The sequence below is a fragment of the Pseudomonas sp. GL-R-26 genome (assembly GCF_019947365.1).
Classification (GTDB): Bacteria; Pseudomonadota; Gammaproteobacteria; order Pseudomonadales; family Pseudomonadaceae; genus Aquipseudomonas.
Genome location: NZ_JAGYGI010000003.1, coordinates 162528 through 186700, shown reverse-complemented (window position 1 = coordinate 186700; position 24173 = coordinate 162528). Strand labels below are relative to the sequence as shown.

At 60.6% G+C, this 24173-nt stretch carries 18 protein-coding genes; 7 read left to right on the top strand and 11 right to left on the bottom strand.

What is annotated here, in order from left to right:
• The first annotated feature begins 84 nt into the window (after nt 1-84).
• The 5 genes from KGA96_RS05565 to KGA96_RS05545 all read left to right on the top strand — a co-directional run bounded on the left by KGA96_RS05565 (nt 85) and on the right by KGA96_RS05545 (nt 4146).
• The gene (locus KGA96_RS05565; protein WP_223511948.1) at nt 85-906 is read left to right on the top strand and encodes a carbon-nitrogen hydrolase family protein; all 822 of its coding nucleotides are present in this window, start codon (nt 85-87) and stop codon (nt 904-906) included.
• A 233-nt stretch (nt 907-1139) separates the two neighbouring features.
• Nucleotides 1140-2465, top strand: coding sequence for an APC family permease (locus KGA96_RS05560; RefSeq protein ID WP_046041027.1), 1326 nt, complete (start codon nt 1140-1142; stop codon nt 2463-2465).
• Nucleotides 2466-2549: 84 nt separating this feature from the next.
• Nucleotides 2550-2984, top strand: a complete 435-nt coding sequence (locus KGA96_RS05555) for an NUDIX hydrolase (RefSeq protein WP_223511941.1) — start codon at nt 2550-2552, stop codon at nt 2982-2984.
• Nucleotides 2985-3007: 23 nt separating this feature from the next.
• Nucleotides 3008-3646 (top strand): LysE family translocator, encoded by a 639-nt coding sequence (locus KGA96_RS05550; RefSeq protein ID WP_223511939.1) that lies wholly within the window; start codon nt 3008-3010, stop codon nt 3644-3646.
• 2 nt (nt 3647-3648) lie between these two features.
• Nucleotides 3649-4146, top strand: a complete 498-nt coding sequence (locus KGA96_RS05545) for a GNAT family N-acetyltransferase (protein WP_223511937.1) — start codon at nt 3649-3651, stop codon at nt 4144-4146.
• A gap of 183 nt (nt 4147-4329) precedes the next feature.
• On the opposite strand, the gene metR is transcribed toward KGA96_RS05545, so the two are convergent.
• Nucleotides 4330-5247: a transcriptional regulator MetR gene (metR, locus tag KGA96_RS05540; protein ID WP_046041032.1), complete on the bottom strand. Its 918-nt coding sequence runs from the start codon at nt 5245-5247 to the stop codon at nt 4330-4332.
• 117 nt (nt 5248-5364) lie between these two features.
• Nucleotides 5365-10599 (bottom strand): dermonecrotic toxin domain-containing protein, encoded by a 5235-nt coding sequence (locus KGA96_RS05535; RefSeq protein WP_223511931.1) that lies wholly within the window; start codon nt 10597-10599, stop codon nt 5365-5367.
• Nucleotides 10600-10817: 218 nt separating this feature from the next.
• Here KGA96_RS05535 and KGA96_RS05530 point away from each other — a divergent pair, with 218 nt between their 5' ends.
• Entirely contained in the window at nt 10818-11852 is a 1035-nt protein-coding gene (locus tag KGA96_RS05530) for an alpha/beta fold hydrolase (protein ID WP_223511929.1), read from the top strand.
• 117 nt (nt 11853-11969) lie between these two features.
• On the opposite strand, the gene KGA96_RS05525 is transcribed toward KGA96_RS05530, so the two are convergent.
• From KGA96_RS05525 to KGA96_RS05495, 7 genes are all read right to left on the bottom strand, one after another.
• Nucleotides 11970-13298 (bottom strand): sigma-54-dependent transcriptional regulator, encoded by a 1329-nt coding sequence (locus KGA96_RS05525; protein ID WP_223511926.1) that lies wholly within the window; start codon nt 13296-13298, stop codon nt 11970-11972.
• Nucleotides 13295-15196, bottom strand: a complete 1902-nt coding sequence (locus KGA96_RS05520; protein WP_046041038.1) for a sensor histidine kinase — start codon at nt 15194-15196, stop codon at nt 13295-13297. The genes KGA96_RS05525 and KGA96_RS05520 overlap by 4 nt, the downstream gene beginning before the upstream one ends.
• Before the next feature lie 223 nt (nt 15197-15419).
• The gene (locus KGA96_RS05515) at nt 15420-16154 is read right to left on the bottom strand and encodes an amino acid ABC transporter ATP-binding protein (RefSeq protein WP_007985725.1); all 735 of its coding nucleotides are present in this window, start codon (nt 16152-16154) and stop codon (nt 15420-15422) included.
• Nucleotides 16151-16822 carry an amino acid ABC transporter permease gene (locus KGA96_RS05510; RefSeq protein WP_223466639.1) on the bottom strand — a complete coding sequence of 224 codons (672 nt, stop codon included), beginning with the start codon at nt 16820-16822 and terminating at the stop codon, nt 16151-16153. The genes KGA96_RS05515 and KGA96_RS05510 overlap by 4 nt, the downstream gene beginning before the upstream one ends.
• A complete protein-coding gene (locus KGA96_RS05505; protein ID WP_046041041.1) occupies nt 16822-17568 on the bottom strand; it encodes an amino acid ABC transporter permease in 747 nt (248 codons plus the stop codon). The genes KGA96_RS05510 and KGA96_RS05505 overlap by 1 nt, the downstream gene beginning before the upstream one ends.
• A 354-nt stretch (nt 17569-17922) precedes the next feature.
• A complete protein-coding gene (locus tag KGA96_RS05500; protein ID WP_046041277.1) occupies nt 17923-18837 on the bottom strand; it encodes a glutamate/aspartate ABC transporter substrate-binding protein in 915 nt (304 codons plus the stop codon).
• Nucleotides 18838-19114: 277 nt separating this feature from the next.
• Nucleotides 19115-20743 (bottom strand): glucan biosynthesis protein D, encoded by a 1629-nt coding sequence (locus KGA96_RS05495; protein ID WP_046041042.1) that lies wholly within the window; start codon nt 20741-20743, stop codon nt 19115-19117.
• A gap of 417 nt (nt 20744-21160) precedes the next feature.
• Here KGA96_RS05495 and KGA96_RS05490 point away from each other — a divergent pair, with 417 nt between their 5' ends.
• Nucleotides 21161-21346: a hypothetical protein gene (locus KGA96_RS05490; RefSeq protein WP_046041279.1), complete on the top strand. Its 186-nt coding sequence runs from the start codon at nt 21161-21163 to the stop codon at nt 21344-21346.
• Between the two features lie 305 nt (nt 21347-21651).
• Here KGA96_RS05490 and KGA96_RS05485 read toward each other — a convergent pair whose 3' ends face one another.
• Both KGA96_RS05485 and KGA96_RS05480 read right to left on the bottom strand, forming a co-directional pair.
• Nucleotides 21652-22158 (bottom strand): Bro-N domain-containing protein, encoded by a 507-nt coding sequence (locus KGA96_RS05485; protein ID WP_223511924.1) that lies wholly within the window; start codon nt 22156-22158, stop codon nt 21652-21654.
• A 405-nt stretch (nt 22159-22563) separates the two neighbouring features.
• Nucleotides 22564-24048 carry an APC family permease gene (locus tag KGA96_RS05480; RefSeq protein ID WP_046041047.1) on the bottom strand — a complete coding sequence of 495 codons (1485 nt, stop codon included), beginning with the start codon at nt 24046-24048 and terminating at the stop codon, nt 22564-22566.
• Nucleotides 24049-24173 lie beyond the last annotated feature (125 nt).

Genomic DNA, 24173 nt, shown 5'->3' with positions numbered 1-24173 from the left:
CGCCCGGTTGCTTGCTGCGCATACTGGCGCACAGACACCGACCGGGCAATCTTTCTGCCGTCCGGCCCATAACAAGGAATACCCATGAAGGTCGAACTCGCCCAACTGGCAGGCCGTGACAACGATACGGCTTACAACCTCGAACGCACCCTGGCGGCGATGGCTGCGTGCGCAGCCGACACGCAGCTGATCCTGTTCCCCGAAGGCCACTTGATGGGCTTCCCTTCGGCCGAGTCCGTGGCCGAGGTGGCCGAGGCGCTGGACGGCCCGTCCGTCAGTGCGGTGATCGCCGCCGCCCGCCAGCGCAATATTGCCGTGGCCATCGGCATGGCCGAGAACGACAACGGCCGTTTCTACAACACCACGTTGCTGATCACCCCCGAAGGCATCGCGCTGAAGTACCGCAAGACTCACTTGTGGGCCTCGGATCGCGGTGTCTACGAAGCGGGCGATCGCTACGCCACCTGCCTGTGGAACGGCGTGCGCGTGGGCCTGCTGATTTGCTACGACATCGAATTCCCCGAAGGCGCCCGCGCCCTGGCGCAACTGGGGGCCGAACTGTTGATCGTCACCAACGGCAACATGGACCCGTACGGTCCGACCCACCGCACCGCGATCATGGCCCGCGCCCAGGAAAACCAGGCGTTTGCGCTGATGGTCAACCGGGTGGAAACCGGCGATGACAATCTGCTGTTCGCCGGCGGCAGTGCACTGGTTGATCCGCTGGGCACCCTGTTATTCGAAGCCGGACGCGAGGAAGGGCAGTTTGCCGTTGAACTGGACCTGAACCAACTGACGACGGCGCGCCAGGATTATCGCTATCTGGATGATCAGCGGCTGAGGTTGCCGGGGGAGGTGGTTGAGCATGTTTCCGGGGTGCGGGAGCTGCTGATTCCTGTGCGCTGATCCTGATTTCTTGTCGACCAGGATGACGCCATCGCGAGCAGGCTCGCTCCCACAGGGATCTGCAGTGGATTCAGATTTTGTAACCGACACAAAACCCTGTAGGAGCGAGCCTGCTCGCGATGAGGCCCTCCCAGACGACACACCTGCCTGACCCAAGAACAACAACGCAACACCCGTAACTTGCGCCGAACTCGGCTCTGCCATAAATCCAATAAAATCCGGAGTAGTCGCTCATGGCTCGTTTGCAACGCACCCTGTCACTGGGGTCGGTGGTGCTGTTTGGCATCGCCTACATGACGCCGATCATTGTGCTCGGCACCTTTGGCATCCTCGCCCAATCCACCGCCGGCATGGTGCCGGCCGCGTACCTCGCGGCGCTGGTGGCAATGTTTTTCACCGCCATGAGCTACGGGCGCATGGCCTCGGCGTTCCCGGTGGCCGGCTCGGCCTACAGCTATGTGCGCAAGGCCATCAGCCCGAAACTCGGGTTCATCGCCGGTTGGGCGGTGCTGCTCGATTACCTGTTCCTGCCCATGGCGATCTGGCTGATCGGCGCGGCTTACCTCAACTCCGCATTCCCGGCAGTGCCACAGTGGATCTGGGTGCTGGCGTTCATCGGTATCACCAGCGCGATCAACATCGTCGGCCTGAAACTGGCCAACGGCATCAACGCCTTGCTGATGCTGGTGCAATTCCTGGTGCTGATCGCCTTCGTCGCGTTGTGCGTGCATTACGTCGGCGGCGATGCGAGCACGCCGTTGTGGTCGATCAAACCGTTCTTCAACGGCGACATGCAGATGCCGCTGATCATGAGTGGCGCGGCCATCGCCTGCTACTCGTTCCTGGGCTTCGACGCGGTCAGCACCCTGACCGAAGAAACCCGCGATCCACGCCGCACCATTCCCCGGGCGATCATGCTGATCACCTTGATCGGCGGGCTGATTTTCGTCGGCGTGTCGTACTTCGTGCAGATTGCTCATCCGTCGTTCCAGTTCGACAACGTCGACTCGGCGGCCTATGAAATTGCCCGCAACATCGGTGGCGACCTGTTCGTGTCGATCTTCCTGATCGGCCTGATCGTCGGCCAATTCGCCTCGGGGTTGTCGGCCCAGGCCAGCGGTTCGCGGCTGCTGTACGCCATGGGTCGCGACGGCGTGTTGCCGAAAGCGTTTTTCGGCACCTTGCACGAACGCTTCGGCACGCCGATCAACAGCATCCTGCTGTGCGCGGTGGTGGCGTTGCTGGCGCTGAAACTGGACGTCACCACCTCGACCTCGTTCATCAACTTCGGCGCGTTCCTGGCGTTCAGCCTGGTCAACCTGTCGGTGATCTTCCATTACTGGATCGGTGGCGAGAAAAAAGGCCCGCGCGAATTCGTGCTGTTCCTGCTGTTTCCGTTCATCGGCCTGGCAGCGGATTTGTGGCTGATGGTCAGCCTCGATCATCTGGCGGTGTACCTGGGGTTGAGCTGGCTGGCGATTGGCGTGGTGTACCTGGCGGTGTTGACCGGCGGTTTCCGTCGGCAGCCGCCGGAGATGGATTTCCAGGAAGCTGCATAAGCCTTTCTGCCTGAACCTGAGGCCTTTGCTCACGAGCGGCGGACATGTGATCCTTAGCGTTTTTGAGTCAAAGGCCTTTTGTTTATGTCGACGTACTCCTCGCCAACCTCCGGGACAATCCGCATCGCCGCCGCCCTGTTGATCGGCCCCGACGGCCGCACGCTGCTGGTGCGCAAGCGCGGCACCACGGCGTTCATGCAGCCGGGTGGCAAGATCGAGCCCCATGAATTGCCGGTCCACGCCCTGGCCCGGGAGCTGGAAGAAGAGCTGGGTCTGGACATCGACCCGGCGCAGGCCGTTTACCTCGGTCACTTCTCGGCACCGGCCGCCAACGAGCCGGGTTTTGTCGTACATGCCGAGCTTTTTCAGCTGAACATAGATTCAGATGTCACCCCGGAGGCAGAGATCGAAGAAGTGATCTGGATCGACCCGGCCACCGACGGCGATGTCACCTTGGCGCCATTGACACGGGACCTGATCCTGCCGTTTTATCGAGCATCGCTGACCGCGATCGCCTGATCATCACGCAAAGGACTTCGCCCATGATCCCGCTTCAAGACCTGCTGATTTTTGCTGCTGCCGCGTTGCTGATGGTACTGACGCCGGGGCCGAACATGATCTACCTGATCTCCCGTTCGATCTGCCAGGGCCGCAAGGCCGGGGTGATCTCGCTGCTCGGGGTGGTTGCGGGTTTTTTCGTGCACCTGTTTGCTGCCGCCGCCGGTTTGACCGCGGTGTTCCTGGCGGTGCCGATGGCCTATGAGCTGTTGAAGTGGGCCGGTGCGCTGTACCTGTTGTGGCTGGCCTGGCAGGCGGTCAAACCCGGTGCGCGTTCGCCGTTCGAGGCGCAGCAGTTGCCTCCGGATTCGTCGCGCAAGCTGATCACCATGGGCTTTCTGACCAGCGCCCTGAACCCGAAAATCGCGGTGTTCTATCTGTCGGTGTTTCCGCAGTTCATCACGCCGGAGCACGGTTCGGTGTTCAGCCAGAGCATCATCCTCGGCCTGACCCAGATCAGCGTCAGTTTCAGCGTCAACCTGCTGATCGCCATGTTTGCCGCGGGCATCGCCTCGTGGTTCGTCAACAATCCGACCTGGCTGGCGATGCAGCGCTATTTCATGGGCTTCGTGTTGTCGGCGCTGGCGCTGCGGCTGATGCTTGAGCAAAAACGGATGGCCTGAGGATGTGGATCGAACGACTGGATGCCAGCCATGCCCTGGACTATCGGGCGCTGATGCTCGAAGCCTACGACCTGCACCCGCAGGCCTTTACCTCGAGCGTGCGTGAGCGGGCGGCGATGCCGCTGAGCTGGTGGGAGTCGCGCCTGAGCGACAAGCTGGACGTGGTACTCGGGGCGTTCGAAGAAGGCCGGTTGGCCGGCATCGTCGGCCTTGCGTTCGAGCCTCGGGAAAAGGCCCGGCACAAGGTGACGCTGTTTGGCATGTATGTTTCACCGACGGTCCGCCAGCGCGGGCTCGGCCATCAACTGATTCAGGCGGCATTGGCCGAGGCGCGGAACCATGGGAGTTTGCGCCTGATCCAGTTGACCGTCACCGCCGGCAACGATGCCGCGTTCAACCTCTACCAGCGCTGCGGTTTCGTCCAGTTCGGCCTGGAACCGATGGCCGTGCGGGTGGAAGAGGATTACTTCGACAAGATCCACATGTGGCGCGAACTCTGAAATCACCGCAGATCCCCCTGTAGGAGCCGGTATTTGTGGTGAGGGAGCTTGCTCCCGTTGGACTGCGAAGCAGTCCCGATACCATCCGCCACGGACTTTCAGTCAACACTCAAGAACATTTACGACTGCTGCGCAGCCGAGCGGGAGCAAGCTCCCTCGCCACAGTGGACAGCATCTGGCTTCTCAGCGAACTGCACTAACCCCATCCAGCGTCGAAAACGACGTGTCCTTGGCCGTCAGCAAGAAGTCGCGCATGTACGGCGCATCAAGCATGTCGGCGCGGATTGCCGCATACAGTGTGGCGAACAAACCTTTCTCCCCCAGCCGCTTGGCTTTCACATAGCCCCGCGAGCTGTATTCATGCAGTGCCCAATGGGGCATGCCGCACACGCCGCGACCGCTGGCCACCAGTTGCATCATCATCACCGTCAGTTCCGAGGTGCGGACCTGGGCCGGCTCGATGTCGGCGGGTTCGAGGAAGCGGGTGAAGATGTCCAGTCGGTCCCGTTCCACCGGGTAGGTGATCAGGGTTTCCGGGAGCAAGTCTTCGGGGACGATATAGGCCTTGCTGGCCAGGCGGTGCTGGTTGGCCACCGCGAGCATCGCTTCATAAGTGAACAGCGGGACATAGGTGATCCCGGCCAGATCCACCGGATCGGAGGTCACCACCAGGTCCAGATCGCCACGGGCCAGGGCCGGCAGCGGTGCGAAGGAGAACCCCGAGGCCAGGTCCAGCTCGACCTCTGGCCAGGCGTCGCGGAACTGGTCGATGGTCGGCATCAGCCACTGGAAGCAACTGTGGCACTCGATGGCCATGTGCAGACGACCGGCGGTGCCACCGGCCAGGCGACTGATGTCGCGTTCGGCGGCGCGCAGCAGCGGCAGGGTGGCGTCGGCCAGTTGCAGCAGGCGCAAACCGGCGCTGGTGAAGCGCACCGGTTTGGTCTTGCGCACGAACAGCTGCATGCCCATGCGCTCCTCCAGCTCTTTGAACTGGTGGGACAGGGCTGACTGGGTCAGGTGCAGGCGATCGGCTGCATCCACCAGGCTGTCGGCTTCGCGCAGGGCGTGCAGGGTCTTGAGGTGACGGATTTCAAGCACCGGGGGCTCCATGAGGAAAACTTGTCGATAAATCGAAAAGGTTGAGTTTGTCTCATGTTGGTGCCGCTGTCGACCACAAGTACGGCGGAGCACATTGCGTGCCCCGCCGTTGCTGCTTCACAGCGTGGAAAAGTGTTTGTTGCCCAGCGGTTTGCCGATGTCGCCGCGCCAGATCGCCTCGATCGTACCGCCACTGGCGGCCACGTCCTTCTGCCATTGCAGGCCCAGGTTGCGTTGTTCCGGCCGTTTCAGATGGCCTTTGACGAAGTCGCTGAACTGAGGCTTGGCCGAGGTGTAATGGAAGTGTGCGTACCATAGGGTTTGCGCCGGTTCGCTGCGCAGGTCGCGCACCTCGTACTCCTGGAGGAAATCCCGTCGTCCGTCTGCGCGTTTGCCCAGGTCGCGCAAACCGCCTTCCTTGCGGATATCCACCACTTGCTGTTCTAGCAGATAGTCCAGATAACCTTCGGTCGGGGTTTTGCTGTTCATGCTTTGATCGATGCGCAGGGTGCGCCCCGTGCGCAACATCTCATCCGCGCGATTGCGCAATTGCAGCGCTATGGTCTCGGCGGGGGACAACCGTTCGATGGCCTGGGCGCGCAGGGTCAACTCCGCCGCTTCGCTGCTCATCATGTGTTCCAGGTCGACGGGCAGCATGTTTTGCTGCGCATAGCCTTTGACTTTGTTGGTATAGGCGTCCGCAGCCCCCAGCCTTTTTCCGGCCTCTGTCAGCAGCGGCCTGACATCGGTCGGCAGCATCGGTTGCGCGGAGACAGCTGGTTCACTGAGGTGATATTTACCGGTGGAGCGGGGCAGCCAGGTTTCCGTACGGCCATCGACACCTTCAATGGTGAAGCGCTTTTGCCGGGTGACTGCGTCGGTGCTGGCGATGCCGATCAACAACTGGTTGTCTTCGGTCTCGAACAACTGCTGCCCGGGCCGTCCTTCCTTGGGAACCACTGACGGGCGGGTCTTGATGGCATTGCGCGCGAAGTCTTCGACCCTGTCCAGATTGTCCAGAAATGCGCTGACTTGCTCCAGATCCAGGTGCTGCGAATAGCCGATGGTCCAGGCGCCCAACTGACGGCGGAACTCGCTATAGGCGGCCAGGCAGTCTTCGAGGACTTTGTTGCGCTGACTGACGGTGGCGCTCACCTGGGGCAGGTGATGTTGTGTCAGTAACACGCGGCCGACCTTGTTGCGGGCTGTTTTCAATTGCGTGTGGAAGTACATCCAGGACAGGTCGGTTACCGCGTCATAATGGGTGATGATTTCCAGGGTATGTGCCGTTTTCAGGTAGAAGTGATTGGCGTCGCTGAATTTTTCATTCACGGTCGTCATGTCCTGCGCCATCTTCGATTTTTGCATCCGGTTGGTGATCCGGCGGTTCCATCGATTGGCTTCCTCGACCGTCGTATGGAGCTGATCGAAGTCTTTGAGAAAGCCTTTGCGGACTTCCTTGCGCTGCGCCATGAGCTGCAAGTGCGCGGCGGTATCGGTGACCGGTGTGGTGTCTGAACGGGCGATCAACTGATCGATACGGTCGAGGTGCTCCAGCAGCCGTTCCTTGACCAGGGCGATCCGCCGTAACGAACGGTCGACGATGATCCAGGCGCAGCGGCTTTGAATATCCTCGATCTGCACGCGTTTGCGGCCATGGCTGTACAGCATCAGCTCATCGAGATTCAGGTATTGGGCCTGGGCAAGGTCGATATCGTTCGCGCAGGTGATATCGGCACGGGCGCGAAGGGTCGGGCGCTGCCGGGGTTCGAGGCCGAAGTAGTGCTCCAGCGTGACGTTGCTGCTGCGGGTCTGGGTATCGAGCCGTCGCGAGTAGGCGTCGGCGCTATTAGTCAGGGTCAACTGCCGACGCAAGGCCCGATCCGTCCACCAGCGTGGCAGCCAGCGGCGAATGGCGACCGGCCAGAGCGGGTCCAATCCATCGGCCATGTGCCCAAGCACCGCGCCACCCCCCACGCCGCCGCCATCGATCACGGCGCCGTACACCGCGTAGTGGGTGTTCCAGTGGCCGGACTCATCCAGGGCAACCGGCTGTTTGTAGGTCCGGCTGCGGGTGCCGCTCAAGCGCCAGCGGGGTGGTTTGCCTTCCAGCTCGATGCGATAGATTCGCCCCTGGCTGACCATAAAATGGCCGTCAGTGTGGCGATACACGTTGCGATAAATACCTTCGGTGCCCGGTTGCAGGCCCGCGAGGGAAATCGGCTTTTCATATTCGTAACCCTTGAAGCGTTCCAGGGCACGTCGTGCCTGATGTCGCGTCGATACCTGCAAGGCGCGCGGGCTTTTGCCCAGCGCCCGCCACTGACGATTGCGCGTGACGGCGCGGGCCGCAACGGGCGCAGCGCTGGCACCCGGGAGAATGTCCATGGCCGCATCGATCAGCGACAACAGCACCGCTTCCACCTCGGCCAGGCCATGACCGACATCACCGCGCAGGAAGGCCGCCACCGCCAGGTTGGCGCTGTTCCAAGCGTCGTACAGGGCAATGGTCGCACCGACGAAAGGCAGCATGCCCACGGCCATTTTCAGGTAGTTGAACATCGCGCCGGACTTCAGGGCGACTTGCTCCAGGTACAAGGCATCGTTGGAGCGCGATGTCATCCGATGGGCTTCGAGCAAGCGGCCCATGTGCACGTTCAGCAGATGCGCCGCCAGGGAGGTGCTGGATGGCCAAGGCGTACCGACGCCGATCAGGCCGTCGAAGTTTCTCACTCTCGCCTCGTTGATTCGGCTGACGTGATGGGCGAACTCTCCGGTCAAGGCCCGTCCGGCGAGATAGGTGACCATCGAGCTGCGCAGGCAATCGTTGAATAGCCGTATCCGCGCCTGCTCAAGGCTGTCGAACTGGCGCACAAACACACCGTCCGGGCTGTCCGGCAGGTAGAGCAGGGTCAGGCCACTGATCCGCTCGACAATGAAGGTCACACCGGACAGGGTGCTCGACCCCTGGCCAGGGGTGTCGATGCCGCCTACTGTCAGGTGCGTCGGCAGCAGTTCGATGCGTTGGCCATGGGCGCTGAAGGCTTCACGGCTGCTGGCATCGATGGCGATCTCCAGGACCTGTTGGCCATCGGCATTGATATCTTTGGCGAGCACGGCGAACTCGCCTTGCAGGCGCAGCATCAGGCGCCATGGTTCGCTCAGGCATTCGTGGCGGTATTCATTGCTGAAGGCCGGAGCGGTCGAGGTGCCGAGGAAGGTTTCACGAATCAACGTTTCATACTGTCCGGCCAGGTCCAGTTCGGTGACCATCTTGCGCAGCCAGGCCGGGGTGATGCCGGTTTTCAGCTTCTGTTGATCCGTCGCGTCGCCGCCGCTGATCTCCACTTGCATGAACGACAGTCGCCACGACATCGCCTGATCAATGTTGCTTTGCGCCAGGTCGCCGAGGGACAACTTGCTGCTTTGCTGGCTGGCCACCAGCACGTTTTCCTGGGGTGTCCCCGGTGCCGCCCCCTCGGTGACGACCTTGCGCCAGGCAGTGGAGTCAGGCACGTCCAGTCGCACGTCAACGTTTCGGGTCAGGCCGAACGCCTGGCGCAGGTGGGCATCAATGGCCTTTTTGCTGAAGGTGTCGCGGGGCGGCAACTCGCGCTCCAGCCACTCATGGGAGCGATTCATGGCCTTGATGTAGGACTTGAACAGCGTCTTGATCCGCTCACGTTGTGCGGCGGGCAAGGCGCTGTGCCACGCCGGCAAACGTGCGGCCAGCGCACTGCTGTGAACTTGCTCGACAATGTGCTGATGAGCCAGTTCACGGGCTGCGGGGACAGAAACTGTCAGGCCGGCGAGGGTCTGTTCGCGCAGCTTTTCCAGTTCCGTCTCGCGTTGACTGGCGCGAGATGGAACCGGGTTGGCGGTCAGCAGCCGGGCCACTTGTTGTTCACAGCTGTGAAGCTGATTCTGCAAGGCGTATTCGAACGGGTTCGCAGTCAGTGGCAGGATATGCAGCGCTTGACTGCCGACATTGGCCGAAAGTTTGAACAGCGTCTGTTCCAGAGCCTGTCGAGACGCGAACCGTTGCAGGCCACCGAAGCGTCCGGGCCAGTAGAGCAGCAGGCTCTCGGTCGAGGACGGCAGCAAGGCCGACGGCCGGGAGAACAGTAATACACCGTCCAGTTCCCGGGATTGTGTGCCGGTGGTGTCACCTTCAGTGTCCGTCATCGACAACACCAGGCGCGCTACCACCACTCCGTCCGGGGGTGGTTGATCCGGTGCATCCAGCACGCTGGTCAGCCATTGATGTTCCTCGTGGCTGATCTGGCTCAGGCTCAATTGCAGCTCGGCTTCGGCGCGCAGGCCGTCCAGGCGTGCCTGGTAAAGGGTGGCGTAGTGCGGACGGTTTTTGTGGCGCAATTCCAGCATTTTCTGCGCACTGTCGCTGTGCAGCAGCGCGGTTGCAGCGCGGGTGCTGGCCTGCTCGGCCGTCGTGAGGGCGTCCATTTGCTGTTGCAGGCGTTGCAGGCGCGGGTCAGTGTGATCACCCTGAAAGTTCTCGCCCAACAAGGTATCCAGTGCCGTGCGCTGTTGCGCCAGTGCCTGGTGACGGATGCCCAGTGGAATATCGGGGCTCAACTGGCCGAACAGGACACCGTCGTCGTTGGTATCCACCTCCAGCAGGTCGGCGGGCAGGGCCAGGATCGATTCGTTACGCGACCGGTCCTCAGGTGCGACGTGCAAGCGCGACCACAGGGATTCGGCGCTGGTCTGCAGCACCTTCTGCTCAAGCGCTGTGTACTCGACCCTGAGGGTGCCTGGCGGTAGCCGGGGTTGGTCGAACATCTGCGGCTGATGTTCGATCAGCCAGCTTTCCATATCGACACGGTTCTCAAAGGTCATCCAGGCGGATGGCCGGGAAGGCAAGTACAGCAGTTGAGCGACCGGTTGCTTCGTGTCCCGGGTGATGACCAAGGCGCCCGATAGCTTGACTGACAGGCCTATGTCATCCATGAACTGCATTTGCTCGACGTAAACCCGTGGAGTGGCAGGCGTTGCTGTCTGCACGGGTGGGTCGAGGATCGCCTGTAATGTCTCGATCTGTTCGGTTTGCAGAATGCCCTGGGCAAAAGCCCATTGGCTCGATGCCTCGAAATGCTGACGGTACAAGCGGTTGGCCTGTGCCTTGCGCGACTGATCCGTACCGCGCGCACGGGCATTCCACCAAGTGCTGGCGAGCGGCGACTGCGGGTTTTGCGCCATAAGCGCCCGCCACTGTTCACAGCATTCATTCCAGCGTTCCGAGGCGCTCAGGGTCAGGCTTTGATCCGGGTTTGCGGGCAAAGGAAAGACAAGGCCGAAATCGGCCGTTAGGGGGGTGGTTTCGTCAACCATGACGATGAATCTCCAGAAGGCCGGGCCGTGCCGGCGGTACGGGCATTAGGAGGCAGTCGTCAAAAGGGCGGGTGGTACATAGTTATCGCGAGGCCGAATTTGACGCCTGATGACCGCTCGGCACTCTTCATCAAACTGTCATGGAACTGTGGCAGCGCGCTTGAACAAACTTCATCAGACTCGCGCTCTACTGGGGTTCTGCGTTTTGGTGTTTTTTCATGGGTGCTTCATTCCTTTCACGAATCGTATTGTTGGCCGCGCTGTTGTTCGGCCTGCCGTCCCTGGCGGCTTCGCGTTGTGACGTCAATGTTCCTACCGAACGGGTGGATCTGGCCCAGGTAAGCCTGGCGTACCAGAGCATCGGCCGTGCGTCGGATCCGGCATTGCTGCTGGTGATGGGCCTGGGCGGGCAGTTGATTCACTGGCCGGACGAGGTGGTGGTTGCCCTATGCCGGCAGGGGTTCCGGGTGATCCGCTATGACAACCGCGATGTCGGCCTGTCGACCTGGCGGCAAGCACCGGCTGAAGCCAACCTGACCTTCGAAGTGCTGCGCTACAAACTCGGATTGCCAGTGTCGTCACCGTATTCGCTGACCGACATGGCCGAGGATGGCCTGGGCTTGATGGACGCCTTGCACATCGACCAATTCCACGTGTTGGGCGCCAGCATGGGCGGAATGATCGCCCAGCGCATGGCGGCCATGGCACCGCAACGGGTCGAGAGCCTGACCCTGATCATGACCACCTCCGGCGCCGAAGGCTTGCCGGCGCCGAGTGCGGCGCTGGTGCAGTTGTTGGCCCGGCGCGGCGCACCGAACCGCGAAGTGGCCCTGGAGCAACAGGCTGATTTGCTGGCGGCGCTGGGCAGCCCGATGGTGACCGATGATCGCCAGTCGCTGTTGCATCAGGCGGCACTGTCCTATGACCGGGCGTTCAATCCCGAGGGCGTGAAACGCCAGATCATGGCCATTCTCGCCGAACCGAGCCGGGTGACCCTGCTCAACCAGTTGCGGGTGCCGGCGCTGGTGGTGCATGGCACGGCCGACCCGCTGCTGCCGGTGATGCACGGGGTGCATCTGGCGGCGCATCTGCGTGGCAGTCAATTGATCCTGATTCCGGGCCTGGCCCATCGTTTCCAGGAGGCGTTCAAGGCGCCATTGCTGGCGGCGGTGTTGCCGTATTTGCGCGAGCACCGTGAAGACACTTCACACTGGGCGCAGATCGAGCCTGTGGCCGATCACAACCTCCTCTAACCCCCGATCACCTGTAGGAGCGAGCCTGCTCGCGAAAGCGGTGTTTCAGCCAACGATGATATCGACTGATCCGGCGCTATCGCGAGCAAGCTCGCACACAGGAGAATGCATGGTCCATCAGTGGCTCAACCCGTACTTCTTTACCTTGTCGAACAGCGTGGTCTTGGCCATGCCCAGTTCCTGGCTGGCCTGTGTCAGGTTGCCGCCGCTGCGTTGCAAGGCGTCGCTGAGCAGGTTGCGCTCGAACGCTTCCACCGCTTCGGCAAAGGCCAAGCCCTGATTGCTGGCGCCGGCACCGGTTTTCTTGAACGCCGGCAGGCCCAGGGCAAAGCGCTCGGCAACGTTGCGCAGTTCACGCACGTTACCCGGCCAGTCGTGGCTCATCAGGTTCGAAACGGTCTGGTTGTCCAGTTCCGGCACCGTGCGGTCGAAGCGTAGGGACGATTGCTGCAAAAAGTGTTCGAACAGTTGCAGGATGTCCTCGCGGCGCTCACGCAGTGGCGGCAGTTCCAGGGTCACCACGTTGAGGCGGTAATACAGGTCGCTGCGGAACTCGCCGGCCTTGCTTGACTCGACGAGGTCGGATTTGGTCGCTGCGATGACGCGGCAATCCACCGCTACGCTCTGGTTCGAACCGAGGCGCTCGAGGGTGCGTTCCTGTAATACCCGCAACAATTTGATCTGCAAGGGCAGGGGCATGCTTTCCACTTCGTCGAGGAACAGCGTGCCGCCGTCGGCGTGTTCGATCTTGCCGATCCGCCGCTTGCCTGCGCCGGTAAAGGCGTTGGCTTCGTGGCCGAATATTTCACTTTCGAACAGGTTCTCCGGCAGGCCACCGCAGTTCAAGGCGACGAACTGCTTGGTGTGCCGCCGACTGAAATCGTGCAGGCAACGCGCAACCAATTCCTTGCCGGTGCCGGTCTCGCCTTCGATCAGCACATTGGCCGAGGTATCGGCAACGTTGGCGATCAGTTCCCGCAGGTTCTGCATGGCCGGCGAGCGACCGATGATCCGTCCTTCGAGGGAATCACGCTCGGCCAGTTGCCGACGCAACGACGAGACTTCCCGCGCCAGGCTACGTTGCTCCAGGGCGCGGCGGGCGACATCCACCAGACGCTCTGGGGAGAACGGCTTTTCCATGAAGTCGTAGGCGCCTTTCTGCATCGCGCCGACGGCCATGGAAATGTCGCCGTGCCCGGTAATCAGTACCACCGGCAGGCTGCGGTCGCGCTCCTTGAGTCGCGTCAGCAATTCCAGGCCATCGATGCCCGGCAGGCGGATGTCGCTGACGACGATGCCGGCGAAGTTGTCGCCGACCCGCTCCAGGGCTTCTTCGGCGCTGCCCACGCCAATGCAGGGAATGTCTTCCAGGGTCAGCGCCTGTTGGCAGCCGAGCAGCACATGGGGGTCGTCTTCGACGATCAATACACTAAGGTCGTTGTTCATATTGGCTCGGCGGGAGTGGGGCTTACCAACGGTAAACTGAGGACGAATGCGGTACCACCGCTGGCCGGGTGCTCGACACCCAGGTGACCGCCGGTGGCGGCGGCCAGGCTGGCGGACAGGGTCAGGCCCAGGCCCAGGCCCTGTTCGCCGGGTTTGGTGGTGAAGAACGGTTCGAACAGGTGCTTGCGCGCTTCGGCGTCGATGCCGTGGCCGTTGTCACGCACCCGCAGGCGGTATTTGCCATCGAACGCTTCGCCTTCGAGCCACAGCTCGGGTTGCGGCTGCGCTTGCATGGCGTCGAGGGCGTTACCGATCAGGTTGACCAGAATCTGCTCCAGGCGGGTCTGGTCGATCTGCACCTGCACATCGGTGAAATCGCGGTGCAGTTGCAGGTGAATGTTTTCCACCCGGCCGCCGAGCAATTGCAAGGCGGCGTCCACGCCTTTGCCGAGGCAGGCCTGACCCTTGTCGTCCCCGCGCCGGGCAAACGAGCGCAGGCTGGCGGTGATCCGGCCCATGCGGTCGATCAGTTCGTTGATGGTCTTGAGGTTGGTGCTGGCCACGTCGAGCTGGCCGCGCTCGAGGAAGCGTACGGTATTGCCGGACAAGGTGCGCAGCGCCGCCAGCGGCTGGTTCAGTTCGTGGGCGATGCTGGTGGACATCTGGCCGATGGCCGCGAGTTTTCCGGCCTGTACCAGTTCATCCTGGGCGCGGCGCAACGTCTCTTCGGCGAGCCGGCGTTCGCGAATCTGCCCCTTGAGCCGTTCGTTGCTGGCGCGCAGGTCGGTGGTGCGTTCGGTAATCCGACGCTCCAGCTGATTGTTGGCTTCCTGCAAGGCTTCCCGGGCCGCAAGACGGGTGGCGATTACCTTGCGTCGCTCGTTCCAGGCGATCAACAGGAAGGCGAAGAGGGCAAACGCCACGGCCACCAGAATCCCCTGATTGATCGCTTCGCGGCGCAGATCCTGCAGCGGCGTGAGCAGGGTGAAATTCCACGGCGTATCGCTCAACGGCCGGGTTTGCGCCAGGTAGCTGATGTTTTCATCGTCGGACACCAGTTCGCTGTTGGCCGGGAACGTGAGTTTCTCCACGCCTTCGGACAGGGTTTCCCGGGCCAGCGGCTGCAGTTCATTGAGGGGGAACCAGTAGTACTGCAGGCTGCGGGCGAGTTTTTCCTTGGTTTCTTCGCTCAGCGGCACCACCGATTTCAAGCGCCGCGCCGGATCGCTGGACAGAATGATGATGCCGTTTTCATCGCTGACGAAGGCTTCCAGGCGTGCCCGTTGCCAGCGTTCTTCCATGGCTTCCAAGCGGACCTTGACCACGGCGACGCCGATGATCTTGCCGTGTTCTTCCAGGCCATGGGCCAGGTAGTAACCGGGTTCGCCATTGGTACTGCCGATGCCGTAGAAGCGTCCGGGCTGACCGCGCACGGCGTTCTGGAAATAGGCACGGAAGGACAGGTCTTCACCCAGGTAACTGTCGACATCGCGCCAGTTGCTGGTGGCCATGACGCGGCCGGTGGTGTCCATCACGTAGATGGCCCGACTGCGGCTGCGCCGGTTCAGGCCTTCGAGGTAATCGTTGACCGTCTGCCGGTGTTCCGGAGTCGGGTCGGCCAGCAACTGCGAAACGCTGGTTTCGAGTTCCAGCAGGCTGGGCAGGTAGGTGTATTTGCTGATTTCGCTTTCGACGGCGCGGGCGTGCAGTTCCAGCTGGCGCTGGCCGTTTTCGCTGAGGCTGCGGATGCCGTAGTGTTCACTGATCCAGAAGCCGATAAAGCCCAGGCCGATCATCATGGCGATGATCAGCGGCGGCAGGAACAAATGACGAACCAGACGGGGTTTCACGGCGAGTGATGGCGACGCTGCGCGATAAAGAGTGGGGTCGCATTTCATCACAGATGCCTTGGGTCAACCAGCATGGCAACGGGCTTGCTCTGGTTTCCTGCCGAACGCGGAACCTGTGGCGAGGGAGCTTGCTCCCGCTCGGCTGCGAAGCAGTCGTAAAACCGATAAATGCGGTGTGTCAGACACAATGCATTTTCAGGTTTTTGGGCCGCTGCGCGACCCAGCGGGAGCAAGCTCCCTCGCCACAAGGGCAATCCAGTTACCGTCTTTCTTAGTGCTGCAGAATCTTGTTGAGGAAGTGCTGCGTGCGATCGGCACGGGCGTTGATGTCACCGAAGAACTCTTCTTTCTTACAGTCTTCGATGATCTTGCCGGCGTCCATGAAGATCACCCGGTCGGCCACTTTACGGGCGAAACCCATTTCGTGGGTCACGCACATCATGGTCATGCCTTCGTGGGCCAGTTGCACCATCACGTCGAGCACTTCGTTGACCATTTCCGGGTCGAGCGCCGAGGTCGGTTCGTCGAACAGCATGACGATCGGGTCCATCGCCAACGCACGGGCAATCGCCACACGCTGCTGCTGACCACCGGACAGTTGGCCCGGATGCTTGTGGGCGTGGGCCGAGAGACCGACGCGTTCGAGCAGTTGCAGGCCTTTCTTGGTGGCTTCTTCCTTGCTGCGGCCCAACACCTTGATCTGCGCGATGGTCAGGTTTTCGGTGATGGTCAGGTGCGGGAACAGCTCGAAGTGCTGGAACACCATGCCCACGCGGGAACGCAGTTTCGGCAGGTTGGTCTTCGGATCGGCGATGGAGGTGCCGTCGACCACGATGTCGCCTTTCTGGAACGGTTCCAGGGCGTTGACGCACTTGATCAGGGTCGATTTGCCGGAACCGGATGGCCCGCACACCACGATCACTTCGCCTTTTTTGACCTCGGTGCTGCAATCAGTCAGTACCTGGAAGTCCCCATACCACTTGTTGATGCTTTTGATAGAGATCATACGGCGAACCTTTTTTGCAGACGCTTGACCAGCTGCGAGGCGGCAAAGCTGATGGTGAAGTACACGAGACCCGCGAAAATCAGGAACTCATTGGAGCGGCCAATGATGTCGCCACTGGCGCGCGAAGCATTGAGGAAGTCCACCAGGCCGACGGCGTAGACCAGCGAGGTGTCCTGAAACAGGATGATGCTCTGCTGCAGCAGCAGCGGTGTCATCTTGCGGAACGCTTGCGGCAGGATGATCAGGCGCATCATCTGCCCGTAAGTCATGCCCAGCGCCTGGGCAGCGCCCATCTGGCCTTTTGGAATCGACTGCACACCGGCACGGACGATTTCGCAGAAGTACGCCGCTTCGAACATCATGAACGCCACGATGCAGGAGGCGAATGCGCCGATCGGCGTGTCTTCGCCGGTGATCCAGCGCAGCACGAACGGTACCGCCAGGTAGAACCAGGTGATCACCAGCAGCAGCGGGATCGAGCGGAAGTAGTTGACGTAGGCGCCGGCCAGGTTCGACAGCAGTTTGTTGTGCGACAGACGGCACAGCGCCAGGATGGTGCCGAGGATGATGCCGCCGATCACGCCCATGGCCATCAGCTTGAGGGTCATGATCATGCCGTTCCACAGGCCCGGCAGGGACGGGATGATGCCCGAGAAGTCGAATTCCATCATTTACCCCCTACGGAGATCAGGCCCGGTACGGCGACTTTCTTCTCGACCAGGCGCATCAGCAACATCAGGCTCATGTTCAGGGTGAAGTAGATCAGCGTTGCCAGGGTAAAGGCTTCGAACAGGTTGGCGGAGAACTCGGCGGTCTGTTTGGTCTGCGCGAGCAATTCCATCAAGCCGATCAGCGAGGCCACGGAGGTGTTCTTGAAGACGTTCAGGAATTCCGAGGTAAGCGGCGGAATGATGATCCGGTAGGCCTGGGGCAGCAGCACGTTCCAGTAGATCTGCGGCAGCTTGAAACCCATGGCGCGGGCCGCGGATTCCTGGCCTTTTGGCAGGGCCTGGATACCGGTGCGCACCTGTTCGCAAACCCGGGCGGTGGTGAACAGGCCCAGGCACACGACGACGCTGAGGAAGGCCGAGGTGGTCGGGTTCAGATCCTGCTTGTACCACTCTTGCAGGTCCGCCGGCAGCAGGTCGGGTACCAGGAAGTACCAGATGAACAGCTGAACCAGCAGCGGCACGTTACGGAAGAGTTCGACGTAGCAGGTGGCGATGCCCGATACGATGCGATTCGGCACGGTACGCATGACGCCCAGGACCGAGCCCAATGTCAGGGCGATGATCCAGGCCGCGATAGCGATGCCGATGGTCCAGCCCAGGCCGGTCACGTACCAGTCGAAATAGGTTTCGCTGCCCACGCCGGTGGACTTGAAGAACACGCCCCAGTCCCAGTTGTAATTCATTAGGGTCTCCCCTCAGTTCAATCGATGTACAAGTGCCCGCTTGGGGGAAGCTCCGTTCCCGCCCGACCCAGGTGGCCTGTGTGGTCAGTTCTGTTAGCTCAACTTCGGCACCAGAAGTCCATATCCTTCGTTGCTGTTCCTCGCCATAGCGGGCTATGACTCGTCACAGCGCCTTGGCTATGAACTTCTGGCATCCGAATTTGAGCTAACGAACTAACCGTACAGGCCACTTCGATCAGGCACACGCCCCCGGCTCGACAGCCACCGGTTCGAGTGTTTCCAAAAAATGCCAGCAGGAAGTGACCACCTCCTGAAAGGGCCAGGGCCCTCTCAGGAGATAAGGTTAGTCAGAAATCAGGACTTCTTGTCGTCAGCCGCTTTATCAGTCGGTTTGGCGATCAGGGCCTTGAGTTCGTCGCTCATCGGGAAGTTCAGGTTCAGGCCTTTTGGCGGGATTGGTTGCATGAACCATTTTTCGTAGATCTTGTTGATCTCGCCCGATGCGTAGGTGGCCTTGATGGCGTCATCCACAGCTTTTTTGAACGGCTCGTCGCCTTTGCGCACCATGCAGCCGTAGATTTCGTAGGACTGTGGAGTGCCGGTCACGGCCCAGTCGCTTGCCTTCTTGGCCTTGGCGGCTTCACCGGCCAGCAGGGCGTCGTCCATCATGAAAGCCACTGCACGGCCGGTTTCCAGCATCTGGAACGACTCGCCGTGGTCTTTGGCGGAGATGACGTTCATGCCCATCTGCTTGTCGGCGTTCATCGCCTTGAGGATGCGCTCGGACGTGGTGCCGGCGGTGGTCACGACGTTCTTGCCGGCCAGGTCAGGGAAATCCTTGTACTTGGAGTCTGCCTTGGACAGCAGGCGAGTACCGATTTCGAAGATGCCAACGGAGAAGTCAACTTGCTGCTGACGCTCGACGTTGTTGGTGGTGGAACCGCACTCGAGGTCCACGGTGCCGTTCTGCACCAGCGGGATACGGGTCTGCGAGGTCACCAGGTTGTACTTGACCTGGAGGTTCGGCATGTCGAGGTCTTTTTTCAACGCTTCGACGACTTTCAACTGGATGTCGTGGGAATAGCCGACCGGTTTGCCGGAAGCGTCTGCAATGTAGGAAAACGGAATGGAAGCGTCGCGATGGCCCAGGGTGATGGTGCCGGACTCTTTGATCTTCTTCAGGGTGCCGGTGAGTTCGGCGGCGAAAACTGGCGTGCTGATCAGAGCGGCAGCAATGGCTGCGCCCAGGATGTGGGGAACGATGCGCATCAAATTTTCCTCGACATTGTTTTTTTTATGGAGCCAGTTCATCGGCCCTTTTGTGCTGCAAAACACCTGAGCGCTATTGAGAGTCGGCGCAAAGGACATTCGTCGAAGAAGTGTAGAGCATGACTCGTGCCAGACCAGTCTCAATTGATCAAGTAATTGATTTATAAGGAAAATAAATATTTTTTGCGTTGAAATTTCAGTGAGATGGTCCGGTTAACCGAACCGACCCGCAGGTCGCGTTCGGAAAACCGAATGGTGGCTGGGTGCTACTCGGGTGTCAGGTGTATTTGCGCTTGTCCGGCGCTGGCGGGAAGTACTGATACAACCAGGTTTCACTCAACGTGCGGTCGTTGGTGCGGATGAACAGCCGCAGCTCGACAGGCTCGACGCTGTCACTGGTCGGGTACCAGTCAAACAGGATGCGGTAGCCTTTGATGTCATCGAGCTTGAGCACGCTGAAATCCTTGACCTCGCCGTTCGAGCAAGTGACTACAGGCTCGATGCCCGCGCCTTCAGGCAAGCGGTCCAAGCCGCCGCCGGTGAAGTCCACGGCAAAACGACGGGCCCAGACTGGTGGGTAATGTTCGCCTGGTGCCCAGCCTTCGGTGAAACCGCCCATGCCCGAACGGGTCGCGTTGACCCGTGCCAACGGCGTTCCGACTGGCGGCAATGCGCTCCAGTACAGCTTGTAGCCGTAGTTCAGCGAATCCCCCGCAGCCACCGGTTTCTTCGGCGTCCAGAAAGCGACGATGTTGTCCATGGTCTCGCCGGTGGTCGGGATCTCCAGCAGATCGATTGAGCCTTCGCCCCACGCGGTGGTCGGTTCTACCCACAGGCTCGGGCGGCGGCTGTACCAGTCGACGGTGTCCTGATAGCTGGCGAACTCGTGGTCGGTCTGCACCAGGCCGAAGCCCTTCGGGTCGGTATCGGCGAAGGCATTGAATTGCAGGGTGGCCGGGTTGTTCAGCGGGCGGCAGATCCACTCGCCATTGCCGCGCCACATGGCCAGGCGGTCGGAGTCGTGGATTTGCGGGTGAATGGTGTCGCACATGCGGCGCTCGTGGGTGCCGCAACTGAACATGCTGGTCATTGGCGCGATGCCCAGTTGGTCGATGGCGGTGCGTGCGTTGACGTGGGCATCGATCTCCATCACCACGCGCTCGGCCTGGCAGTCGATATCGAAGCGGTAGGCACCGGTGGCGCTCGGCGAGTCGAGCAAGGCGTAGACCACGAAGCGGGTGCTGTCCTTGTCCGGCGTCTCGAACCAGAACTTGGTGAAGTCGGGAAACTCTTCGCGCTTCTTGGCGTAGGTGTCGATGGCCAGTCCGCGGGCCGACAAGCCGTACTGGCCGGTGGCGTCCACCGCACGGAAATAGCTGGCGCCGAGGAAGGACACGACGTCGTGCTTGTCCAGTTCCGGGGCCTTGAACAGCTTGAAGCCGGAGAAACCCAGGTCGCCCTTGAGCTGCGCGGTGTCGACCGTGGTGTTTTCATAGTTGAACAGCGACGGGCGGAAATGCACCTCGCGGGCCATGCGGGTTTTCGGATCGACGCTGTACATGCGCACTGGCTGCTTGAAGCCCATGCCGACATGGAAGAACTGCACGTCCAACTGGCCCTTGAGCTCTTTCCACAACGAATGATTGCCGTCGTAGCGGATCGCATTGAAGTTCTGCGGCGTCATGGTCGCCAGGGTCGGCGGCAACTGCTGCTTGGTGTCCTGGTAGCGATTGCTGGCGAGCTGTTTGGCCTGGAGCTTGAGCGCCTCGAAATCGAACGCGGTGGCCTCGCCATCAGCGGTGCCGCCGCTGGCGGCCCAGGCCTTGGCGGCCAACAGGCCCGTGGCGGACAAACCGGTGTAGGCCGCGATGGCCATGGAGGCTTTGAGCAAGTTCCTGCGGTGCATAAATACAACCTGTCTTGAGCAATCCCGCGCCGTTCCTGGCACGTGCTGGATCAGAAATATCGGTTCGGACATGCCTTCGGCCAAACGCAACGGACTTTTAAACAGATGCCCGACAGCTTAAACCGTTCGATTGCAGAGCAAAATTGATTGATGGCACTGCGCCGGCTCGGCAATGAAACAAGACATGTCGGGAAACAATTCCGACAGGGGCTTCTGATTTACAGGGCATTTCTGCTTTTTTCGACTAATTACTCTAAAAACCGCTTTTCAGCGCCCGGAATATTTCTATTCTGTACACATGACCGGTTTATGCCCGAAAGACCGGTGCGGTTCAGTCGGCACATTGCGGCTGCTGAAAAGGGGGAGGGCGATGCGTTTTTTTTGCAGTTTTCTTTGACGTTTAGAAGGACATCGTCCATGTCGAAAGTACAAGGCATCACCGAAATGTTGGGAATCTTTCCGTGTCTGGCCCTGGGGCGACGAAGACGCCGGCTCAATAGCGAGGAAATGAAACTGGTGGAACGCTATCGGGAACTGTCGGAGAGCGACAGGATCGCGATGAGGTATCTGGTGGATGCGATGAGGAGTGTTTCGCGGTTTTGAGCAGGGCGGGTTACCGTGAGAGCCATTTGGCCTTCACGGTGGCCAGGCTGGTTAACCTGCCTGCATCAGCGTCGGCTATGCCAGCGTCTATTGCTGGCTGTCGGACAGATTGCTGGTCGAGCTTATGGAGATACGCTTCTGCAAACGAGCTATCACATGGAATCATTTCGATGATGTTTCGTTTGTCGCTGCGAGTCTCGTTCATGTGGATGTAACTCATTCAGCAGGACAATTAATTGAGAGGACTCAAACCAAAGGGACGGACTGTGAAGTCTGTCCCTTTTTGATCAGCTCGATTTATCCCTTCAACGGCAAGTGCCCGCGATTGGGAAGGGGCGCTGTACCTGCATCAGCTCAGGCATGTCTCGCCACTTGATCCAGGCGTGATGTTGGTAATGCAGCAAGGGCACCGAAACTCCGGCCCAATTCAAGGAGCTCAGGCTTGGCAGGTTTTCCACAGGCTCTGATTTCGCATCACGCAGCGAGGGAATGACTTCGTTGCTCAACCACTGGCGCAGATTGCGGTTTTCCGGGACGGAGTGGTGGACCAGCAAGGCGTACATGCCTGATTCGCTGACCATCAGGGTTTCGACCGTTTTGCCGTCTTTGCGCAGCCAGACGGTGCGACGTTGGTCGGGGTCGAGTTTCAGGGTCAGGCGTTCATTGAGTGGTTTGCCCATCAAGCGACCCAGATCCTGGGCACAGAACCAAGCTTGGTTGTTTTGCATGAAGGCGTGGAGGAAACGGTTGTGGCGGGTGAAGACGGAGGGATCGAAATAGGGAAGAGGCGAGCTTTGAGGATGCATTGGCATGGCGTGATTTCCGTTTTGGCTTGGAAAGTCGCCACCAACCCTTCGACAGGTTGGGTGGCGGACCGAGTGACGTTCGAAGCCGGGACACTTCCAATCAAAACGGAAGCCGGAAGGCCCGCGCCACACGGCCCGCCATAAAGCAGAACTGAAGGCATAAAACAGCCACAGTTCTATGGGGGCACACGAGCACCGTTTTGACTTGTTCCGGCTTCGACTCCGGGCCGCTGATTTGGCAGCGACGGAGCAAAGCCTATCGGTCAGGCGCTCGCGGCGCCAAGTCTACTCTGGCGACACTTGTTGTAGGAAACGAGGGTTTTTCAGGAAGGCTGCGCCTGTAGGAATTTCTTGTGTCTGCACTGGGCAGAACTCGCCCCGAGATCGCACTTGATCCCGGGGCGATTTTCATTAGTGACTAACCTTCCACGCATCCCCCGCAGGTGCCGTACCGTGGTCATACGGCTTGGCGATCCACATGTAGAGCAGGCCCAGACCAATCACGATGGCAGTGCTCAGCACCATCGCGTAGTTGATGTACCACGCGGCATCCGGGGTGCGTGGCCAGGCCATGTTGATGATGGCACCGACACCATAGACCAGCGCGCCGATGTTCACCGCCCAGCCCCAGGCGCCGAGGGTGAATTTGCCACTCGGTTTCCAGCCTTTCATGCGGGCGTACAGGGCCGCAAGCACGATCATCTGGAACGCCAGGTAGATGCCGATGGCCGCGAAGCTGACGATGGTGGCGACCGCGTCTTGCAGGAAGAAGCCGAGGATGATGATCAGTGCCGGCAGGACACCGGACACGAACAGCGCGGCAACTGGAACTTGAGTTGTAGGGGAAATCTTCTTCAGCAGTCGGCTGCCGATGACCATTTCGTCACGGGCGTAGGAATACAGCAGACGACTGGCCGCCGCTTGCAGGCTGATCACGCAGGAGATGAAGGAAATCATCACCACGCCCATCACCACTTTCGAACCGACCGGGCCGAAGGCGTTGTTGAGGATGGTGGTGACCGGGTCCTTGTCGGTACCGTTGATCACCGCTTGCATGTCCGGCACGGCGAGGATCAGCGCCAGGCAGGCGAACATCGCCGCGATGCCGCCGATGTAGATGGTCATGCGCATGGCCACCGGGATTTTCTTGCTCGGGTTCGGGGTTTCTTCGGCCACGTCGCCGCAAGCCTCGAAGCCGTAGTACAGGAACATCCCCGCCAGCGAGGCGGTGAGGAAGGCCGGCAGGTACGAGCCGTCGACGCTGATATCGAAGGTGTTGAACAACACACTGATGGGTTGATGGCGCTCGAAAATCAGCAGGTAAACGCCGACGATCACCGCGCCCACCAGTTCGCAGAGGAAGCCGAACATGGCGATTCGCGCCAGCACTTTGGTGCCGCTCAGGTTGACCAGGGTGGCGAACAGCGTCAGGAACAGGGCGATGATGATGTTGGTGTTGTTGCTCGGCTCAAAGCCCATCATGGCGGCGAGGTACGGACCGGCACCCACTGCAACCGCCGCGATAGTGACGCACAGGGCGATGGAGTAGATCCAGCCGACGATCCACGCCCAGCGTTTGCCCACCAAGCGGCGAGCCCAGGGGTACACACCGCCGGAAATCGGGAACTGCGAAACCACTTCGCCGAAGATCAGGCACACCAGCAGTTGGCCGCAACCGACCAGCAAGTAAGCCCAGAACATCGGTGGCCCGCCGGCGGCGAGGCACAGGCCGAAGAGGGTATAAACCCCTACGACCGGAGACAGATAAGTGAAGCCCAGGGCGAAGTTTTCCCACAGGCTCATGCTGCGATTGAAGTTGGAGGTGTAACCGAGTTTGCGCAGTTGCTCGGCATCGCTGTCGGCAAGGGCTGCAGAGAGATCGGGTGATGCACTCATGTGTGATTGCTCCGGAAAATCGGCAGATTTCGGATGTCCGAAACCGTGACGGGGCTTTGGGAGCGCCGCCCGGATCGGTGGTTATTGTTTTGTCTTCTTTGGGGTGGAGCCTGGTGGTGCTGGGT

What these genes read in the sequence shown, in the direction of transcription:
- KGA96_RS05555 (WP_223511941.1), top strand. Translation starts at nt 2,550, where the DNA reads ATGTCGACGTACTCCTCGCCAACCTCCGGGACAATCCGCATCGCCGCC.
- KGA96_RS05565 (WP_223511948.1), top strand. Translation starts at nt 85, where the DNA reads ATGAAGGTCGAACTCGCCCAACTGGCAGGCCGTGACAACGATACGGCT.
- KGA96_RS05535 (WP_223511931.1), bottom strand. Translation starts at nt 10,599, where the DNA reads ATGGTTGACGAAACCACCCCCCTAACGGCCGATTTCGGCCTTGTCTTT.
- KGA96_RS05530 (WP_223511929.1), top strand. Translation starts at nt 10,818, where the DNA reads ATGGGTGCTTCATTCCTTTCACGAATCGTATTGTTGGCCGCGCTGTTG.
- KGA96_RS05560 (WP_046041027.1), top strand. Translation starts at nt 1,140, where the DNA reads ATGGCTCGTTTGCAACGCACCCTGTCACTGGGGTCGGTGGTGCTGTTT.
- KGA96_RS05485 (WP_223511924.1), bottom strand. Translation starts at nt 22,158, where the DNA reads ATGCCAATGCATCCTCAAAGCTCGCCTCTTCCCTATTTCGATCCCTCC.
- KGA96_RS05510 (WP_223466639.1), bottom strand. Translation starts at nt 16,822, where the DNA reads ATGGAATTCGACTTCTCGGGCATCATCCCGTCCCTGCCGGGCCTGTGG.
- KGA96_RS05495 (WP_046041042.1), bottom strand. Translation starts at nt 20,743, where the DNA reads ATGCACCGCAGGAACTTGCTCAAAGCCTCCATGGCCATCGCGGCCTAC.
- KGA96_RS05480 (WP_046041047.1), bottom strand. Translation starts at nt 24,048, where the DNA reads ATGAGTGCATCACCCGATCTCTCTGCAGCCCTTGCCGACAGCGATGCC.
- KGA96_RS05520 (WP_046041038.1), bottom strand. Translation starts at nt 15,196, where the DNA reads ATGAAATGCGACCCCACTCTTTATCGCGCAGCGTCGCCATCACTCGCC.
- KGA96_RS05500 (WP_046041277.1), bottom strand. Translation starts at nt 18,837, where the DNA reads ATGCGCATCGTTCCCCACATCCTGGGCGCAGCCATTGCTGCCGCTCTG.
- KGA96_RS05505 (WP_046041041.1), bottom strand. Translation starts at nt 17,568, where the DNA reads ATGAATTACAACTGGGACTGGGGCGTGTTCTTCAAGTCCACCGGCGTG.
- KGA96_RS05490 (WP_046041279.1), top strand. Translation starts at nt 21,161, where the DNA reads ATGTCGAAAGTACAAGGCATCACCGAAATGTTGGGAATCTTTCCGTGT.
- KGA96_RS05550 (WP_223511939.1), top strand. Translation starts at nt 3,008, where the DNA reads ATGATCCCGCTTCAAGACCTGCTGATTTTTGCTGCTGCCGCGTTGCTG.
- KGA96_RS05515 (WP_007985725.1), bottom strand. Translation starts at nt 16,154, where the DNA reads ATGATCTCTATCAAAAGCATCAACAAGTGGTATGGGGACTTCCAGGTA.
- KGA96_RS05545 (WP_223511937.1), top strand. Translation starts at nt 3,649, where the DNA reads ATGTGGATCGAACGACTGGATGCCAGCCATGCCCTGGACTATCGGGCG.
- KGA96_RS05525 (WP_223511926.1), bottom strand. Translation starts at nt 13,298, where the DNA reads ATGAACAACGACCTTAGTGTATTGATCGTCGAAGACGACCCCCATGTG.